Source organism: Duncaniella muricolitica, assembly GCF_910574735.1.
Classification (GTDB): Bacteria; Bacteroidota; Bacteroidia; order Bacteroidales; family Muribaculaceae; genus Duncaniella; species Duncaniella muricolitica.
Map to the genome: position 1 here is coordinate 1 of NZ_CAJTCF010000082.1, position 17,294 is coordinate 17,294.

Annotated in this window: 14 protein-coding genes; 5 read left to right on the forward strand and 9 right to left on the reverse strand. The window is 53.7% G+C overall.

The genetic code is table 11. The features are described 5' to 3' along the window. Positions 1–280: 280 nt before the first annotated feature. Positions 281–1,918 (forward strand): IS1182 family transposase, encoded by a 1,638-nt coding sequence (locus QGT73_RS14580; RefSeq protein ID WP_280122889.1) that lies wholly within the window; start codon positions 281–283, stop codon positions 1,916–1,918. 1,016 nt (positions 1,919–2,934) lie between these two features. Here the strand turns inward: QGT73_RS14580 and tnpA are convergent. The 9 genes from tnpA to QGT73_RS14620 form a co-directional block, all read right to left on the reverse strand. Next, entirely contained in the window at positions 2,935–3,393 is a 459-nt protein-coding gene (tnpA, locus tag QGT73_RS17555; RefSeq protein ID WP_425278408.1) for an IS200/IS605 family transposase, read from the reverse strand. 606 nt (positions 3,394–3,999) lie between these two features. Continuing rightward, on the reverse strand, positions 4,000–6,342 hold the full coding sequence (locus tag QGT73_RS14585; RefSeq protein WP_425278409.1) for a glycoside hydrolase family 3 N-terminal domain-containing protein: 2,343 nt from the start codon (positions 6,340–6,342) through the stop codon (positions 4,000–4,002). Between the two features lie 124 nt (positions 6,343–6,466). Continuing rightward, positions 6,467–8,518 carry an HD family phosphohydrolase gene (locus QGT73_RS14590; protein WP_280122890.1) on the reverse strand — a complete coding sequence of 684 codons (2,052 nt, stop codon included), beginning with the start codon at positions 8,516–8,518 and terminating at the stop codon, positions 6,467–6,469. A gap of 26 nt (positions 8,519–8,544) precedes the next feature. Next, positions 8,545–8,934: a DUF2752 domain-containing protein gene (locus tag QGT73_RS14595; protein ID WP_280122891.1), complete on the reverse strand. Its 390-nt coding sequence runs from the start codon at positions 8,932–8,934 to the stop codon at positions 8,545–8,547. Beyond that, positions 8,913–9,377: a CD225/dispanin family protein gene (locus tag QGT73_RS14600; protein ID WP_280122892.1), complete on the reverse strand. Its 465-nt coding sequence runs from the start codon at positions 9,375–9,377 to the stop codon at positions 8,913–8,915. Before QGT73_RS14600 ends, QGT73_RS14595 begins: the two co-directional genes overlap by 22 nt. Positions 9,378–9,483: 106 nt before the next feature. Continuing rightward, positions 9,484–10,368: a deoxyribose-phosphate aldolase gene (gene deoC / locus QGT73_RS14605; protein WP_280122893.1), complete on the reverse strand. Its 885-nt coding sequence runs from the start codon at positions 10,366–10,368 to the stop codon at positions 9,484–9,486. Positions 10,369–10,493: 125 nt separating this feature from the next. After that, positions 10,494–10,850 carry a nucleotide pyrophosphohydrolase gene (locus tag QGT73_RS14610; protein ID WP_280122894.1) on the reverse strand — a complete coding sequence of 119 codons (357 nt, stop codon included), beginning with the start codon at positions 10,848–10,850 and terminating at the stop codon, positions 10,494–10,496. Between the two features lie 10 nt (positions 10,851–10,860). Further along, on the reverse strand, positions 10,861–11,313 hold the full coding sequence (dtd, locus tag QGT73_RS14615) for a D-aminoacyl-tRNA deacylase (RefSeq protein WP_280122895.1): 453 nt from the start codon (positions 11,311–11,313) through the stop codon (positions 10,861–10,863). Between the two features lie 96 nt (positions 11,314–11,409). Next, complete coding sequence (locus tag QGT73_RS14620; protein ID WP_280122896.1) at positions 11,410–13,155, reverse strand: phospho-sugar mutase; 1,746 nt, start codon at positions 13,153–13,155, stop codon at positions 11,410–11,412. A gap of 291 nt (positions 13,156–13,446) precedes the next feature. Here QGT73_RS14620 and hpt point away from each other — a divergent pair, with 291 nt between their 5' ends. The 4 genes from hpt to QGT73_RS14640 all read left to right on the forward strand — a co-directional run bounded on the left by hpt (position 13,447) and on the right by QGT73_RS14640 (position 17,092). Next, a complete protein-coding gene (hpt, locus tag QGT73_RS14625; RefSeq protein ID WP_123616537.1) occupies positions 13,447–13,992 on the forward strand; it encodes a hypoxanthine phosphoribosyltransferase in 546 nt (181 codons plus the stop codon). A 104-nt stretch (positions 13,993–14,096) separates the two neighbouring features. Continuing rightward, on the forward strand, positions 14,097–14,663 hold the full coding sequence (locus QGT73_RS14630; protein ID WP_123616536.1) for an adenylate kinase: 567 nt from the start codon (positions 14,097–14,099) through the stop codon (positions 14,661–14,663). Between the two features lie 123 nt (positions 14,664–14,786). Continuing rightward, complete coding sequence (locus QGT73_RS14635; protein WP_123616535.1) at positions 14,787–14,999, forward strand: exodeoxyribonuclease VII small subunit; 213 nt, start codon at positions 14,787–14,789, stop codon at positions 14,997–14,999. 41 nt (positions 15,000–15,040) lie between these two features. Then, positions 15,041–17,092 carry a M13 family metallopeptidase gene (locus tag QGT73_RS14640; RefSeq protein WP_280122897.1) on the forward strand — a complete coding sequence of 684 codons (2,052 nt, stop codon included), beginning with the start codon at positions 15,041–15,043 and terminating at the stop codon, positions 17,090–17,092. Positions 17,093–17,294 lie beyond the last annotated feature (202 nt).

The following is a 17,294-nucleotide window of genomic DNA, read 5'->3' on the forward strand; positions in this document are numbered from 1 at the left end:
TTTTCATACCGCAAATTTAACAATTTTCTGAAAATTACATGCACCGGAATTTCGGCTTGAGCCGTAAATGTTATAATTGGACACTATAAATTTACGAATTTTTCGCGAGAATACCAAGAAAAGAGACTGTCTAACAAGTTTGGGCAGTCTCTTTTTTATAGTTTCAACAGTCTAAAAAAATAAGGCTTTCGCGCTGAAATTCAGCATGAAAGCCTTTGTCATGTCATAAATATTTTGTAAATTTGGGTTGCAACTAAATCACTAATAATCAAAACATAACATGGCAAAGTTAGCAATAAAATCCGACAATAGAAAACAGAATCTGCTTCTTCCACCATCGCTGGATGAACTTGTACCCGAAAATCACATGGTAAGGGTTGTCGATGCGGTCATAGACCGTCTTGACATCAGCGATATCCTCTCGACCTACCGGGGCGGAGGCAATAGCGCCTTTAATCCTAAAATGATGCTCAAGGTGCTGATTTTCGCATATCTGAGCAATGTATACTCCTCGCGTCGCATCGAGGAACTTCTCAGGAGGGATATCTATTTTATGTGGCTTGCAGGCATGAAGCGTCCCGACTTCCGCACTATCAATTATTATCGTGGCAAACGGTTGAAGGAGGGCTTTGACGCAGTGTTTACCCAAGTGGTCAGGCTGCTCCATGAAGAAGGCTTTGTGTCGTTGAAAGTACAGTATATCGACGGAACCAAGATAGAATCGGTTGCCAACAAGTACACGTTTGTGTGGCGTGGTTCGGTTGAGAAATACGATGCCAGACTCAAGGCAAAAACCGAGGCTTTGCTCAGACAGATAGAACAGAACCACGCTGTTGAGAATCAGGAAAATCCCGTGTCTGAGGAACTTACGGCCGAAGACGTAGCCAAAAGGGTTGAACGCATTAAGGAAAAGGTTGATGCAGATAACCTGAGTAAGGAAGACCGCAAGGCCCTGAAACAGATAGAGACGGACGCTGTGCCGAGGATGAACCGATATAAGGAGCAGCTCGAAACCATGGGTTCCCGCAACTCATACTCCAAGACCGACCCCGACGCCACGTTCATGCGCATGAAAGAGGACGCCATGCTCAACGGTCAGCTTAAACCCGGCTATAATGTGCAGATATCCACTGAGAACCAGTTCATAACCAACTTCGGTATCTATCAGCGTCCTACCGATACCCTCACGATGATCAGCTATCTGGAATCGTTCAAAACCCGATACGGTATGCAAAGTGAGGAAATCGTTGCCGACAGCGGTTACGGCTCGGAGGAGAACTACGAGTACATGTTCAGCAACGGCATGACCCCGTATGTCAAATACAACATGTTCCATGTCGAGCAACGGCGCGGCTACCGAAACAATCCTTTCAGAGTGTCAAACCTTTTCTACAATCCCGATGATGACTTCTATGTCTGCCCGATGGGACAGAAAATGAAATTTATCCGTCAGGAAAAACGTTATACTGCAAGTGGTTACCAACAGACGGTCAGCGTTTACAGAGCCGGCAGGTGCGAAGGTTGCCCGCTAAGGGGGCAATGTCATAAATCCAAACGCGACCGACAGATAGAAGTGAACCACACACTTGACGACTATAAAGCCAGGGCAAGAGAACTTCTTACAAGCGAGCATGGACTGAAGCATAGGAGCAAACGCCCGATCGAACCGGAAGCAGTGTTCGGCCAGATAAAGGAATGCGGAAGGTTCAGACGACTCAGGCTAAAGGGGCTGACCGGAGCGAAAATCGACTTCGGTCTGAAAGCGCTTGCTCATAATCTGAGGAAACTTGCCCATGCATGGGCAAAATCCTCATTTTTTGACAAATTTTTGTCTTCAGGAACAGCGAAACTGCTTTATACGAACACTCTTTTAAACTTTTACCCAAAGCTTATATCTGTAGTGGCAAAGACTGCCTAAATCTTCTGATTTTGTGTATAAAAATAGAGACTGCCTAACTTGGGTTATTAGACAGTCTCTTGTTTTATTATTGGATAACTGAACTCTTATATCGAACTCACGTTAAAGTAATCTTCCCCGATTCTGTATACACATAGAAAATAGTCTATAATTCAAGCATCCGCAGCTCACACAAAGGGTTGCGGATGCTTTTTTTTCGGCATGTTAATAATCGAGATTGTTGCAAAACGTCTATTAGTAGCTGATTTGTTACCGTCAGGGGCAAGGAAAGAGGGTGTTGCAAAACACCCGAAAGCAGATAATTTGTAGACTGTTGTAGCAAGGAAAGGCCCGTAGGGCCTGTGCGAGCTTAGGCCATGGCAAGCACCCGCGTAAGCGGTGCGCAGCCATGGTACAGAACAATTATCCATAGCATGTGCCGCGTAGCGGTACAACAATACAAACATATCAAAACGTTAAGTTGCAGCGAATTACCATCATGACATTTTGTGGCACCGCTACGCGGCACACCGTCTTATATATGTCTTTATACCATGGCTGCGCACCGCTTGCGCGGGTGCTTGCCATGGCCTAAGTTCGCACAGGCCCTACGGGCCTTTCCTTGCCCCCTGACGGGTACAAATCAGCTACTAATAGACGTTTTGCAGCACCCTCTTTCTTTGCCCTCTGACGGTGACAAACCATCTATTTATAGATGGTTTGCAACAATCTCTTTCTTGCCACAATATGTTGATATATTGGTTGTTGTATAAGGATTGTGACATCCTCGAAGTATCGTAACCGACGTCCTGCAGACGTGAATGTCAGATACAATTGTGGGTCACATTAATCTATGATGCACCGGAATTTCAGCATACAAGCTGATTAAACCGTTCGGAAGTAACCTCCGCCATGTATCTATATATCATATCATCGTTTCGCTTGCGCGGGTGCTCACCATAGTCAAAGTTCGTCAGAGCCTATGAGTTTTTCAATGACAAATTCTATATATAGTCTCTCTTTGATAAGTAAGATTGTCAAGGTTCGCGGATTACATATCGTTCATCATATGTCATGCCCAGTCTATCTAATATGGTGCGTACTTCGGTTTCAAGACTTATAGACTTATGATGTTCATGCTGATGATTGATGTATTCGCATACAGAATTGATTTGGGAATGTGAATATGAAAAACACCCATATCCACTTTGCCATTCAAAATGAAATGGTATTATGCGAGATTCGTTTATAAATCGAGAGGAGGATGATTTTATGTCTCTAATCATATCGGATATCGATTGCCGGATGTTATATGCAACCATGATGTGAATATGATTGTCAATGCCTCCGATTGCCAATGGTATATGGCCATGTTGTTTTAATACTCCGCCAATGTAGGAGTGGACGCGTGTCAGAGTAGTTGCCGGCAGGAGTGATGCCCGGTTTTTTACTGCAAAAATTATGTGCAGATAAACCTGTGTATATGTATTGGCCATGACTGAAAATTAGGATATGTATCCAAGTGTGCTAATGAGCATGTTTTGTCGCTATTGTGGCGCCGCGTAGCGGTGCCACAAAGTGCCATGATGGTAATTCACTGCGACAGAACGTTTTGATACGCTTGTATTGTTGTACCGCTACGCGGCACATTCTGTGGATAATTATTCTGTACCATGGCTGCGCACCGCTTACGCGGGTGCTTGCCATGGCCTAAGCTCGCACAGGCCCTACGGGCCTTTCCTTGCTACAACAGTCTGCAAATTATCTGCTTTCGGGTGTTTTGCAACACCCTCTTTCCTTGCCCCCTGACGGGTACAAATCAGCTACTAATAGACGTTTTGCAGCACCCTCTTTCTTTGCCCCCTGACGGTGACAAACCATCTACTTATCGACATTTTTGCAACAATCTCTTTCCTTGCTACAACAATCTACATATTAACTGCTTTTTATCTGCTTTTGGGAGTGCTGCAACATCCCCCCTCTCTCGTCAGAGGACAGGGGGATGCCGTCGGATTATAATGGGACAATCGTATAGTTATGGTAGCATAGCAACTCTTGTCCTAACTCTGTTGACTTTTTAGACTTTCTAAACTATAAGTGTATTAGATGTTGGGGCGAGGGAAGGTTGTGGTCGATGTACAGCGGACTGGGACGGAGAGCTGGCCGACGGTGAGGGTGAAGTCACCTTCTTCGAGGGTCCAGCGGCCGTCGGCTCCTACAAATGCCAGGTCGGTGGCCGGGATGGTGAATCGCACTTCGCGCGTCTCGCCCGGCATAAGCGCGAGTTTGGTGAAAGCGCGCAGTCGTTTGTTGTCGGGTACTATCGAGGCCACGTGGTCAGACGAGAAGAGCAGCACCGACTCCTTGCCGTGCATTTGTCCGGTGTTGGTGACGAGCAGTGTCACTGTGAGTGCATCGGAGGCGTCAAACTCTGTCTTGTCGACTTTGAGGTCGGAGTAAGTGTAGGTGGTGTAGCTGCGGCCGTAACCGAATGGCCACTGCACGTTGACACGCGCGTCATAGTCATACGCTCCTTCCATGCTGCCGACCTCCTCGCTGGTCTTGTAGTCGTAGGTGACGAGCGAATTGATCTCGCGCGGATAGGTGAAGGGGAGTTTGCCTGAGAAGTTGGCGTCGCCGGCCATGAGGCGGGCCAGTGCGTCGCCGCCGAAATTGCCGGGGAGCATGATGTCGATGACTGCCGAGGCGAGCGGCTCTATGTCGGCGATGATGCGCGGACGACCTTCGTTGAGCACGAGTATTATGGGGCGGTCGAGCGAGGCGAAGCGTCTCACCATGTCGCGCTGCAGGGGCGAGAGATGGAGGTCGGAGAGGTTGCCGGGAGTCTCGCAGTAGGAGTTTTCGCCGATGCAGAGGATGAGCGCGTCGGCCTTGACTGCGCATACTGCGGCTTCGGCAAACTCTGCGTCGGTGCAGCGCAGCTCGCTTTGCCAGGAACCTTTTTCGTCAAAAGTAACGGTGGGACGATAGATTATGTTGTCGTTGCCAAAACGCTGTTGCAGGGCCTCGAGGATGGTGTTGTGGTCTTTGGCGTAAGCGTCGGCTATGTGTCCCTGCCATGAGTAGCTCCATCCGCCGTTGAGCGAGCGCATGGAGTTGGCTGTCGGGCCGGTGACGAACAGTTTCATGCCCGGGCGCAGGGGCAGGAGTGAATTGTCGTTTTTGAGCAGCACCATCGACTCCTCGGCGGCGCGGAGGGCGGCCTCGGCGTGGCCTTTGGATGCAAACTCGGGATAGTCTTTGAGATAGGTGTCGGGGCGGTCGAAGAGGCCGAGGCGATATTTGAGGCGTATCACCCGTGAGGCCGCGTCGTCGATGCGGCTCATGGGCACCTTGCCCTCCTCGACGAGTTCTTTGAGCAGCGTGCAGAAGTCGCATTTGTATGGCTCCATGGCCATGTCGATGCCGGCGTTGATGGCTATGCGTATGGCGTCCTTCTTATCTTTGGCCACATGCTCGCGGGTGTAGAGGTTGTTGATGTCGGCCCAGTCGGTGACTATCATGCCGTCCCATTGCAGGTCGTTTTTGAGCCATTGGGTGAGGAGTATGGGGTTGGCGTGGACGGGGGTGCCGTTGATTGACGAAGAGTTGACCATGAGAGTGAGCGCGCCGTTGCGTATGGCTTCGAGGTAGGGGGCGAAATGCTTCTCGCGCAGGTCGGAGGGGGATATGTAGGCCGGTGTGCGGTCTTTGCCCGAGAAGGGTATGCCATAGCCCATGAAGTGCTTGACTGAGACGGCTATGTGGCGAGGCCCTACGTGGTTGGGGTCGTCGCCCTGGAAGCCTCTGACGGCGGCCGCGCCCATCAGTGCGTTGACCAGCGGGTCTTCGCCATAGTTTTCCCAGAAACGCGGCCAGCGCGGGTCGCGGGCGAGGTCGAGTGTGGGAGAGAATGTCCAGGGGCAGTCGGAGGCACGAGTCTCGTAGGCTGTGATTTCGGCGGCCGTGCGTGCCAGCGAGGTGTCGAAAGTCGCCGCTACGTTGAGGTTTTGCGGGAAGAGTGTGCCGTCGGCTGTGTAGGTTGTGCCGTGGTTCTGGTCGAGGCCATAGATGGTGGGTATGCCCGTGAGACGCAGCGATGTTTCCTGTATCTTGGGTATCAACTGACACCACTCTGCGGCGGTGAGGCAGGTGGTGCCGGGGGTGTTGAGAAATGAGCCTACCTTGTAGGTGCCGATTACGCTGTCGGCTTTGGCTTGTGAGAAATGAAACACTCCGTCGGCGTCATGGTCGCCGATGATGTCGATCTGGAGCTGTATCATCTGTCCGATTTTTTCGTCAAGGGTCATGGCGGCGACCTTTTGGGCCACCTTTTTCTCGAGCTGCGGGTCGGCGGGGATGGCGGGCAGTGTGATCGGTGTGTAGGCTGCGGCACTCATGGCTGTGGCAGCGGCAAAGAGCAATGGAAGTAATTTAGGTAACATTTTTGGGGAATTAGCAATTAGTAATTAGTAATTAGTAATTTTTGCATGCCGGGGTGGCTGAGGGCTTAATTTTGTGACTTTATAAACTTTTTTGAACTTTATAAACTCTTTAAACTATAATCTTTCAACTCTCAACTTTATTGACCGGCTCGGGATAGGATATGCGCGAGTGATACATGGTGCGGAGACGCTGTATGAAGGAGGCTTTGACGGCCTGGACGTCTCTGAACGACAGGGGTGACTCGTTGTGCAGCCCTTCGGCTATCTGGCCGTCGATAATCTTGTTGACGAGCGCGGTGATGGCTTCGGGCGAATGTTCCTTCATGGAGCGTGAGGCTGCTTCGACGGCGTCGGCCATCATGAGCAGTGAGGTCTCGCGGCTGCGGGGGTTGGGGCCGGGGTAGGTGAAGGGGGTGGGATCGACCTCTTCGTCGGGGTGAGAGTTGCAGTAGGTGGTGTAGAAATATCGGGCCTTGCCTGCTCCGTGGTGTTCAGAAATAAACTCGCGTATCTTGGGGGGCAGTTTGGCCTTGTCGGCCATTGCGAGGCCGTCGCGTATGTGGCCTGTGACCACGCGCGCGCTCTGGATGGGGTCGAGGGCGTCGTGGGGATTGACACCGTGCTGGTTTTCGGTGAAAAAGGCGGGGTTTTTAATTTTGCCTATGTCGTGATAGAGCGCGCCTGTACGCACCATCTGCACGTTGGCACCGATGGCCTGTGCGGCCACTGAGGCGAGATTGCTCACGGCCATGGAGTGGTTGAAGGTGCCGGGACACTCTTCGGAGAGCTCGCGCAGGAGCGGATTGTTGGTGTCGGAGAGCTCTACGAGTGTCACGCGCGATGTGTAGCCAAACACTCGCTCGAGCAGAAACATCAGTACGTAGCTGAACGAGATGAGTATGGCGTTTATGCCGAAGCATCCGAATATCCTGCCCTCGGTCTTGGCCAGCGAGCCCGACTGCATTACTTCGATGGAGATGTAGCAGAGCGAGTAGGCCACGAATATCAGGGCGGCGGTGCGTATGAGCTGGCTGCGGCGCGCGAGGTCTTTGAGCGAGTCGATGGCCACCACGCCAGCTATGAACTGGATGAATACAAACTCGAGCGGGAACGGGGCGACGATAGTGCATATGAGCACCTGGATGAGATGGGCAAAGTAGGCCGTGCGCGAGTCGAGAAACACCAGCACGAGTATGGGCACCATCGTGAAGGGTGATATATAGAGGCCCGAACGGAAGGCGGCCTGCATGGCAAACGTGAAGAGCGTAAACACCGTCAGGAGCGACATCAGAAACACTACGGTGCGGTTGTCGCTGAAATAATCGGGCCGGAAATAGTAGAGATAGCTGTAGAGCGCGGCAAAGAGGATGACCATATAGAGTATCTGGCCGGCCACCGGATAGTGGTGCTGGGAGATTTTGCCGTCACCGCGGTCGTCGATCATCTGCTCGTAGGTGTCGAGTATGGTGGCCAGTCGAGTGGTGACCACTTCGCCTTTGTCGATGATGCGCTCGCCCTGCTGTATGACTCCCACCGGGGCCATGGCTTTCTGATAGGCCTCGTCGATGAGGCGGCGCGAGGTCACGGTGTCGAGCGTGATGGTGGGCTGGAGCATGTCGGAGAGGCGTGTGGCCGTGAGTGCTGCCCTGACGTCGCGGTCGCGCAGGGTGCTGTCGAGGTGCTCATAGGCACGGAAGGCCGAGAGATAGCGGTTGGTGGGCATGGAGATGGCCACGTTGTCGTGAATGAACCTCACGGTCGGGAGCTGGCCCGAGGCGATGCGCTGATAGGTGTCGCGGTCGACGATGCCGTTGTCATAGATATTGCGTATGGCGCGGATTATCTGGTTTTTCTGCGCCGGAGTAATATCCAGTCCTTTGGCGGAGTTGAGTCGCGTGGTATAGTCGGAGATGAGGGTCTTCTCGGCGGCCAGGTCGCGTACGTATACCGGCTCGAAATTGCGGTCGATGCTGTCCTTGAGCACAGCGACGCTTGCCGAGTCGAGGTGCACGGGGATGTCAAACGGAGCGGTGAGCAGCGCGTAGCTCCAGGGGCGGTTGACTTCGTAGATATAGTGGTTCTTGTCGGTGCGCGGCAGGAAATACACTATAAGGGTCACCGCCGCAAAGAAGAGGAGGGCACGTAGCGTTATCTTATGTCCGGGAAGGATATTCATGTTGCTTGATGAGATAAGCGCGAGGCTTAGATGTTGAAAATATTGCGTATTATGGTCCAACCGATGATGGTGGCGAGGAGCGTGACTGTCAATGAGCGCGAGTTGAGGGCTGCATGGAGTCGCGGGAAGCGTCGGCGCATGGAGCCTGCGGCCAGCAGGAGTGCTATCAGCGGCATCTCGACCAGGAGCAGGGCATTGTAGCCCCAGGCCTCGGCCACGTGGCCGTGAAGCAGCGCGTGGATGGCGCGTTGCGAGCCACAGCCGGGGCAGTCAAGCCCGGTGAGCTGGCGGAACATGCAGCGGGGATACAGGCCCGACTCGGGTCCGAGCCGATAATAGGCCGCGATGAGGGCGGCGGCAGCTATGAGCCCCACGGCTATCCATACGCGCCGGCTCACATGGTGAGCAGCGACCATATGGCTGAAAACGGTGCCCAGATGAGGCCGGCCACAAAGGATATTATCACCCACCAGCAGGCTTTTTCGGAGGCTTCGCGCGAGCCCCGGTAGTCGCCACGAAGGTATAGCGGGCTTACTTTGGATGCATACACAAGTGCCACGATGCCTGTGGGCAGACAGCAGCATAGAGTCGACAGCACGGCCCACACGAGATAGGTGGGTGGCATCTGCTGCTCTTCGGCCGGAGCGGGGCTGCCGGGGGCATAGGTGTGGACATAGGGTTGGGCCGGAGCGGGGCGTGAGAAGAGCACGGCCAGCTCCGGCACGCGTGAGGCCGTGGTCCAGTCTGACAGCCCGTCATGCCATATCGGGGTGTCGGGGCCAAAGCCCGGAGTGTTGATGACCTGCTCGAGATCCATAGGGCCCAGCCGGGTGTCATTGACAATAATCCAATATTTCATGCAGAATGATATGAAAACGGGAAATTGAAAATTTGAAAACGAGGATTCATTGCGCCGGGATGGCGCGATTGCCGTGAAATTTTCAATTTCCCATTTTTATGACGGTTTAAAAGAATTTTGTCTCGGTGCCGAGGATGTCGGAGAGCAGGTTGTTGGCCAGACGTGAGGCTCCGATGCGGAACAGTTCGTTGGAGCCGCACCACTTCTCGCCGAGCACCTCCTTGACGATGGTGTAATACTTGAGCGCGTCGTCGGTCGTCGACACTCCGCCGGCCACCTTGAATCCCACCGGCTGCTGTGTCTTGGCATAGTACTCCTTGATGCACTGACACATCACATAGGCGGCCTCGAGCGATGCGCCGGGATATTCCTTGCCTGTCGAGGTCTTGAGGAAGTCGGCACCCGAGTAGAGGCTGAGCACCGAGGCGTTGCGTATGTCGCGTGCGTTTTTGAGCGCGCCGGTCTCGAGGATGACTTTGAGGAGCGATTCGCGGCAGGCGTGTTTCATCTCGCTGAGCTGGTCGGCCACCTCCTCATAATCGTTGTCGAGGTAGTCGCCGAGGGGAAACACGATGTCGATCTCGTCGGCTCCGGCTTCGACCGCGAGAGCGATCTCGGCCATCTTGACTTCGATGAACGACTGGGCCGAGGGGAAGCATCCGGCTACGGCCGCGATGTCGACCGAGCTTACGTCGAGCACGGTGCGCACGATAGGCACGAAGTTGGGGTAGACGCATATGGCGGCTACGTTGGGCAGCTCGGGGTGTTCCTGCTCAAAGGCGTTGACACGCTCGGTGAAGTTAGCTACCGACTGCTGAGAGTCGGTCGACTTGAGTGTGGTCAGGTCGATGCAGTTGAACAGTTGGCGCAGCACTTCGGGAGTGCGGTTTTCCTCAAGATGCTTTTCGAGTATCTCGTTTACTTTTGCGGCGACCTGTGCGTCGTCGGTGATTACCTGTGAGTCGGCTATTGCCTGATTGTACTTATCCATAATTGTGCTTGTCCTGCGGACAAAGGTTATAGGGTTAAGGGATTATAAGGTTATGTGGTGGCCGGTTTGGACATTGTCGCGCACGGGGGCGGTCAGCGTTGCTTTGAGGGCATCCCGGCATTACCTTATGATGTTGGCTCCGTATTGGCGGATTGAAATCTGTACTTGTCTCTGAGGTTCTTTTTCTGAAGATTGGCGGCGAAGGCCTGTGTCAGGTCCACGCCTGTCTGGTTGGCTATGGCTGTGAGCACCCACAGCAGGTCGGCGAGTTCGTCGGCCAGCGAGATCTTGTCGCCCGGTTTGGCCTTCTGGTCGCCATAAAGTCTGGCCATCACGCGTGACACTTCGCCGGTCTCTTCAGCGAGGATTACGGCATTGGTCAGCTCGGAGAAATATCCGCATCCGGTGGAGCGTATCCACTCGTCGACTGTGCGCTGCACGTCGGCAAGGGTGGGGGATACGGCGGGTGAGTCGGTCGGCATGGCGGTGATGTTATTCCCTGAGGCGTGAGTCGATGATGATGGTGACCGGGCCGTCGTTGACCAGTTCGACCTGCATGTCGGCACCAAACACTCCCGTGGCCACTTCGCGGCCTGTGAGCCGTCCACATTCAGCGCAATAAAGCTCATAGAGCGGGATGGCCACATCGTGGCCGGCTGCACGGATGTAGCTGGGGCGGTTGCCTTTGCGTGTGGAGGCGTTGAGCGTAAACTGGCTTACGGCCAGAATGTCGCCGCCACAGTCGATGACCGAGCGGTTCATCACTCCGTTTTCATCGGAAAATATTCTCATGGACGCAGTCTTGGCTGCGAGCCACAGGGCATCCTCGTCGGTGTCGCCTTCGGCTACCCCTACAAGCACCATCAGCCCCGGGCCTGTCGAGGCGCGGAGCTGACCGCTGATGCTGACTGATGCGCGGCTTACGCGCTGTATGACCAACCTCATAATCAATTATTAAATTATTAATCAGTAATTAGCAATTACCGGCCACGGCGGGTCAGGTTAATTGCTAATTACTAATTTATAATTGAAAAATTAATTTCAGATGCCCAGATCTTTCTTCAGGAGTTCCACCTTGGCATGGGCGGCTTCGTTGCAAGCGTTGTACTGGTCGGCCGACTCCATGGGTATGCGTACCTCCATGTAGAACTTGATTTTAGGCTCGGTGCCCGAGGGGCGTACCGACACCTTTGAACCGTCGGCAGTGAAGTACTGGAGCACGTTGGATGTGGTGGGGAAGTCGAGCTTCTCGACCGAGCCGTCGGCCTTGGTGGCGTTGAGCGACAGATAGTCCTTCACCTCCACAACGGGGCTGCCGGCGAGAGCCTTGGGCGGATTCTCGCGGAACTGCTTCATGAGAGCCTGGATTTCCTCTGCGCCGCTCTTGCCGGGACGTACCACCGACACGCCTACCTCGAGGCTGAAACCATAGGTCTTGTAGATGTCGGCAAGCATGGCCTGGAAGTCCATGCCCTTGTCCTTGGCCCATGCGCAGGCTTCGGCCAGAAGCGAGCATGCCGACACAGCGTCCTTGTCGCGCACGAAGGTCTCGGCCAGGAAGCCGTAGCTCTCTTCGCCGCCGCCGATGTAGCGGAGCACATCCTCGTTGTCGCGCATCACGGCTGCAATCCACTTGAAGCCGGTGTAGCAGTCAAACATCTTCACCTTGTTGGCGTCGCAGATGCTCTTGATGGTCTCGGTGGTCACGATGGTCTTTACGACAAACTCGTTGCCCTTGATGAGTCCGAGCTCGCGGTTGCGGGTGATGATGTAGTAGAGGAGTATCATGCATATCTGGTTGCCGTTGAGCAGCACATACTCGTTGTTGTTGTCGCGTATCACGCATCCCACGCGGTCGGCGTCGGGGTCGGAGGCCATCACGATGTCGGCTCCTACCTCCTTGGCCTTGGCGATGGCGAGAGCCATGGCCGAGGGTACTTCGGGGTTGGGCGACTCGACGGTGGGGAAGTCACCGCTGGGCACGTCCTGCTCGGGCACGTGGATGATGTTGGCGAAGCCGTAGTTCTTGAGCGAGGCGGGTATCAGTTCGACGCCTGTGCCGTGGATGGGGGTGTAGACAATCTTGAGGTCTTTGTTGCGCTCGATGGCCTCGGGGCTGAGCGAGAGCTCCTTGATTTTCTCGAGATATACCTTGTCGACTTCAGGACCTACAATCTGGATTTTCGACTTGTCGCCCTCAAACTTGATTTCGCTCACGCTCTTGATGCGGTTGACGTGGTCGATGATATTGACGTCGTGGGGAGCGATAATCTGGGCACCGTCTTCCCAATAGGCCTTGTAGCCGTTGTAGATCTTGGGGTTGTGTGAGGCGGTGATGTTGACGCCGCTCTGGCATCCGAAGTGACGGATGGCAAACGACAGCTCGGGAGTGGGACGGAAGCTGTCGAAGAGATATACCTTGATGCCGTTGGCCGAGAAGATGTCGGCTACGATTTCGGCAAACTTGCGCGAGTTGTTGCGCACGTCATGGCCAACGGCCACGCTGATTTCGGGCAGGTCCTTGAAGGCTTCCTTGAGATAGTTGGCGAGGCCCTGGGTGGCGGCACCCACGGTGTATATATTCATGCGGTTGGAGCCGGCACCCATGATGCCGCGCAGTCCGCCGGTTCCGAATTCGAGGTCACGGTAGAAGCATTCTATCAGGTCGGTCTTGTCATCGGCGTCAAGCATATGCTGCACTTCGGCGCGGGTCTCCGCGTCGTATCCTTCGCCGAGCCACACCTTGGCTTTGGCTGTTACTTCCTGTAACAACTGATCGTTTTCCATATCGTTGTAAGGTTTTATGTGAGTTATTAAGTTAGAATTGATTTCGTTGAAAAGCAAAGGTAAGCCTTTTAGTGCAAAAATCAAAATTAAAAAACACAAAAGAGAACAAAATAGGCATACAAAAGTTTCGCGGCGGCCGCAGGGCGCAAAAGTCTACGTTTACGGCGTGTCGGCAAGCAAAATTTTTGTGAAAATACGAACTTTTGTGACACCTGTATGTTTAAAAACTTTTATGCCATACTTTTGACCATGTTATAAATAATTGCTAACTTTGCACCCAAAGTTGCCAAAATGAAACGAAAGACATATCAGGGTCTCACATTTCGTCCCTTCATCACAAATGACGCCATCAGCGCGCAGGTAGCGCAGCTTGGCCAGCGTATTTCGGCTGATTATGCCGGAGAGTATCCTCTCCTCGTGTGCGTGCTCAACGGTGCGGCACCCTTTGCCGTCGACCTTTTCCGCGCGCTCGATATTGATGCCGAAATCACCTTCATACGTCTGAAGAGCTATGAGGGCACAGGCACCACCGGCGTGGTAAAACAGATAATGGGCCTCTCGGAGAATCTCGAGGGCCGTCACGTCATCATTGTCGAGGACATTATCGACACCGGCTACACCATGCAGCGTCTGCATGCCGACATCCAGGCCATGAATCCCGCGTCGGTGCGCATAGCCACGCTCCTGTTCAAGCCCGAGGCTCTGCAGGTGCCCGTGTCGCCCGACTATGTGGGTTTTGAGATACCCAAGAAGTTCATCATCGGCTATGGCCTCGACATCGACGGCATGGCCCGCAACCTCAAGGACATATATGTCCTTGACGAGCAGTCAGAATAAGCTATGAGTGACGGGCGCAGGATGTTGTGAAGCCCCCCTTCTGTCCGGGCGTAACATTCAGACGTCCGCACTGTACAACATAAGAGTAAGGTAAGAAAAGAAAGATGTTTAATCTCGTAATTTTTGGTGGCCCCGGCAGCGGCAAGGGCACCCAGAGCGAAAAGCTCATAGACCGTTATGGCCTGACTCACATTTCAACCGGCGAAGTGCTTCGCCGTGAAATCGCCGCCGGCACAGAACTTGGAAATATTGCCGACAGCTACATCTCAGGCGGAAATCTTATACCCGATGATCTGATGGTGCGCATACTCGCATCGGAAGTCGACCGTCTCACCCCTTCGTCCAAGGGCTTTATCTTCGACGGATTTCCCCGCACCATTCCCCAGGCCGACGCGCTGGCCGAGATGCTCTCGGGCCGCGGTGAGAAGATTCATGCCGTAGTAGGCCTCGAAGTGCCTGACGACGAGCTGACAAAGCGTCTCATAGAGCGCGGCAAGTCATCGGGCCGTGCCGACGACAATGCCGACACTATCCGCCAGCGTCTGCAAGTGTATCACAACACCACTTCGCCTCTGCGCGAATACTACGTGCGCGACGGCAGCTACAAGGCCATCCACGGTCTCGGCTCGGTCGATGAGATTTTTGACCGCATCGTGAGTGCGATAGGCTGACCGCATATCCACGCAGGAAAAAATTTTTAAGCAGTAATTAGCAACAGGTAATCGGTAATTGTGTATCTTTGCACAGCTATCTGATTTCCCGATTGCTAATTACTGTTTATAATATAATAAAGCATGGAATTTACACCAGTAAGTCAGCTTACATATGCCCAGTGTGTGGCCGAGCTCGATAATATCGTGCGCATGATGCAGGGCGACCGCTGCGACATCGACCACCTGGCCGACTACACCCGCCGTGCCACCGAGCTGCTCGGCGAATGCCGCTCGCGCCTCACCACCACCGAGGAGAGTCTGCGCGACACCCTCGCGTCGCTCCGGCAGGAATGACATCACACAAAATAAACATACACTCTATTCCAATCATTTACATGAAAGCGTTTCCACTTACAGCAATCGCTATGACGCTCTCGCTCGCTTCCGTATCGTGTGGCAGCGGCAATTCAGAGCATCTCGCCAGCCTGAATGTCAATTACATTGACACAACCATTCCCGCCGGCCAGGACTTCTACACCCGCATCAACAAGGGATGGATGGAAGCCAATCCTCTCACTCCCGAGCATGCCCGCTATGGTCAGTTTGACATCATCAGCGACACATGCGAGGCCCGAGTGAAGAGCCTTGTCGAAGGTCTCGGCTCTACCAATCCCCAGCCCGGCACAGTGGCTTACAAGGTGTGGACTGTCTACTCGCAGGCCATGGACACCGCACGCCGCAACGCCGAGGGTGCGACCCCCATTCTCGCCGACCTCAAAAAAATCGAGGAGACTCCCCACGAAGGCATGAACGACCTCTTCCTCTGGATGCACGGCAACTATGCTTCGCCTTTCTTCGGAGCCGGCCCGATGGAGGACCTTGCCAACTCGACGGTCTATGCCATGTATCTCGACGGTGCTCACCTCGGACTCGGCGACCGTGACTACTATCTGCTCGACGACGAGCGCAACACTTCGGTACGCGAGGCTTACAAGACTCTTATCTCCACTCAGATGCAGAATGCCGGATATTCCAAGGCCGATGCCGACCGTATCATGGCCAATGTCCTGAAAATAGAGACTGCGCTGGCCAAGGACTCCAAGACACGCGAGGAGAGCCGCGACATCCCTGCAATGTATAATCCCTACACTATCGCTCAGGTCAAGGAGGCATATCCTTCGGTCAACTGGGACCGTTTCTTCATCGAGACAATGAACATCCCGACCCCCGACACTATCATTGTCACCTCGCCCAAGGTGATGGCCACCGCCTCCAAGCTCATGGCCTCGCTCTCTGACCGCGAAATCAAGGACTATTATCTCTGGGACTATGTGAGCCAGGCTTCTTCCAAGCTCTCTGACGACTTCATCAATGCCAACTTCGAGTTCTCCAAGGTGATGAGCGGTGTCCAGGAGCTTCGTCCCCTCTGGAAACGTTCGCTGTCGGCCACCGAGGGTGCTCTCGGCGAGGCTGTGGGTGAGCTCTATGTCGAGAAATACTTCCCCCAGTCATCCAAGGATTATATGGTGGGTCTCGTAGAGAATCTCCGCACGGCTCTCGGCCAGCACATCGACAATCTTGACTGGATGAGCGACTCCACCAAGGCCCGTGCCCATGAGAAACTCGCTGCCTTTACAGTCAAAATCGGCTATCCCGACAAGTGGAAAGACTACTCGTCGATGGAGATTGACCCCAAACTCAGCTATTATGAAAACATGCACAATGTGGCTATGTGGCATCAGGCCGACACCTACGCCAAGTGGGGCAAGCCTGTTGACCGCACCGAGTGGGGCATGACACCTCAGACCGTGAACGCCTACTACAATCCTCTGGCCAACGAAATCGTGTTCCCGGCCGCTATTCTCCAGGCTCCCTTCTTTGATCCCAATGCTTCCGACGCGGAAAACTATGGCGGCATCGGAGTCGTAATCGGTCACGAGATGACTCACGGCTTTGACGATCAGGGCTGCAACTTCGACGCTCAGGGCAATATGGCCAACTGGTGGACAGCCGAGGACGCTGCCAAGTTTAAGGAGAAGACCCAGGGTCTCGCCGCTCAGTTTGACGAGGTGGAAGTGCTCCCCGGTCTCCATGCCAACGGTGCCTACACTCTTGGAGAGAATATCGCCGACCAGGGTGGTCTGCGTGTAGCCATGACAGCCTTCCTCAATGCTCAGGACAAGAAGGGTGTCGACATCAAGTCGCCCGAGGCTCTCATAGACGGCTTTACCCCCGAGCAGGTGTTCTATATGAACTATGCTAACCTCTGGGCCAACAATATCCGTCCCGAGGAGATACGCTCGCTCACTACAGGCGACGTGCATTCGCTCGGCATCAACCGTGTTAATGTCACTCTGCGCAACATCGCTCCCTTCTTCGAGGCATTCGGCATCACTGAAGGTCAGCCCATGTATCGTCCGGAGGCTGAGCGCGTGATTATCTGGTAAGCTCTTGCGATAAATACGTACAATAAAAGTCAAAAATAATTATTACTGTCCGCTAAACCATAAAAAGTCGAGTCCAACTTCTTGAAATATAGAAGTTGGGCTAACTTTTTGTATAGGACAAGCCCCCTTATCAGTTTTCAGTTTCTTCCGGCGGCGATTCAGATGCATCGGCGAGCATTATTTTCAGGTCTGCGTCGGGTTG

What these genes read in the sequence shown, in the direction of transcription:
- dtd (WP_280122895.1), bottom strand. Translation starts at nt 11,313, where the DNA reads ATGAGGTTGGTCATACAGCGCGTAAGCCGCGCATCAGTCAGCATCAGC.
- hpt (WP_123616537.1), top strand. Translation starts at nt 13,447, where the DNA reads ATGAAACGAAAGACATATCAGGGTCTCACATTTCGTCCCTTCATCACA.
- tnpA (WP_425278408.1), bottom strand. Translation starts at nt 3,393, where the DNA reads ATGGCCAATACATATACACAGGTTTATCTGCACATAATTTTTGCAGTA.
- QGT73_RS14630 (WP_123616536.1), top strand. Translation starts at nt 14,097, where the DNA reads ATGTTTAATCTCGTAATTTTTGGTGGCCCCGGCAGCGGCAAGGGCACC.
- QGT73_RS14585 (WP_425278409.1), bottom strand. Translation starts at nt 6,342, where the DNA reads ATGTTACCTAAATTACTTCCATTGCTCTTTGCCGCTGCCACAGCCATG.
- QGT73_RS14600 (WP_280122892.1), bottom strand. Translation starts at nt 9,377, where the DNA reads ATGAAATATTGGATTATTGTCAATGACACCCGGCTGGGCCCTATGGAT.
- deoC (WP_280122893.1), bottom strand. Translation starts at nt 10,368, where the DNA reads ATGGATAAGTACAATCAGGCAATAGCCGACTCACAGGTAATCACCGAC.
- QGT73_RS14640 (WP_280122897.1), top strand. Translation starts at nt 15,041, where the DNA reads ATGAAAGCGTTTCCACTTACAGCAATCGCTATGACGCTCTCGCTCGCT.
- QGT73_RS14590 (WP_280122890.1), bottom strand. Translation starts at nt 8,518, where the DNA reads ATGAATATCCTTCCCGGACATAAGATAACGCTACGTGCCCTCCTCTTC.
- QGT73_RS14620 (WP_280122896.1), bottom strand. Translation starts at nt 13,155, where the DNA reads ATGGAAAACGATCAGTTGTTACAGGAAGTAACAGCCAAAGCCAAGGTG.
- QGT73_RS14610 (WP_280122894.1), bottom strand. Translation starts at nt 10,850, where the DNA reads ATGCCGACCGACTCACCCGCCGTATCCCCCACCCTTGCCGACGTGCAG.
- QGT73_RS14580 (WP_280122889.1), top strand. Translation starts at nt 281, where the DNA reads ATGGCAAAGTTAGCAATAAAATCCGACAATAGAAAACAGAATCTGCTT.
- QGT73_RS14635 (WP_123616535.1), top strand. Translation starts at nt 14,787, where the DNA reads ATGGAATTTACACCAGTAAGTCAGCTTACATATGCCCAGTGTGTGGCC.
- QGT73_RS14595 (WP_280122891.1), bottom strand. Translation starts at nt 8,934, where the DNA reads ATGGTCGCTGCTCACCATGTGAGCCGGCGCGTATGGATAGCCGTGGGG.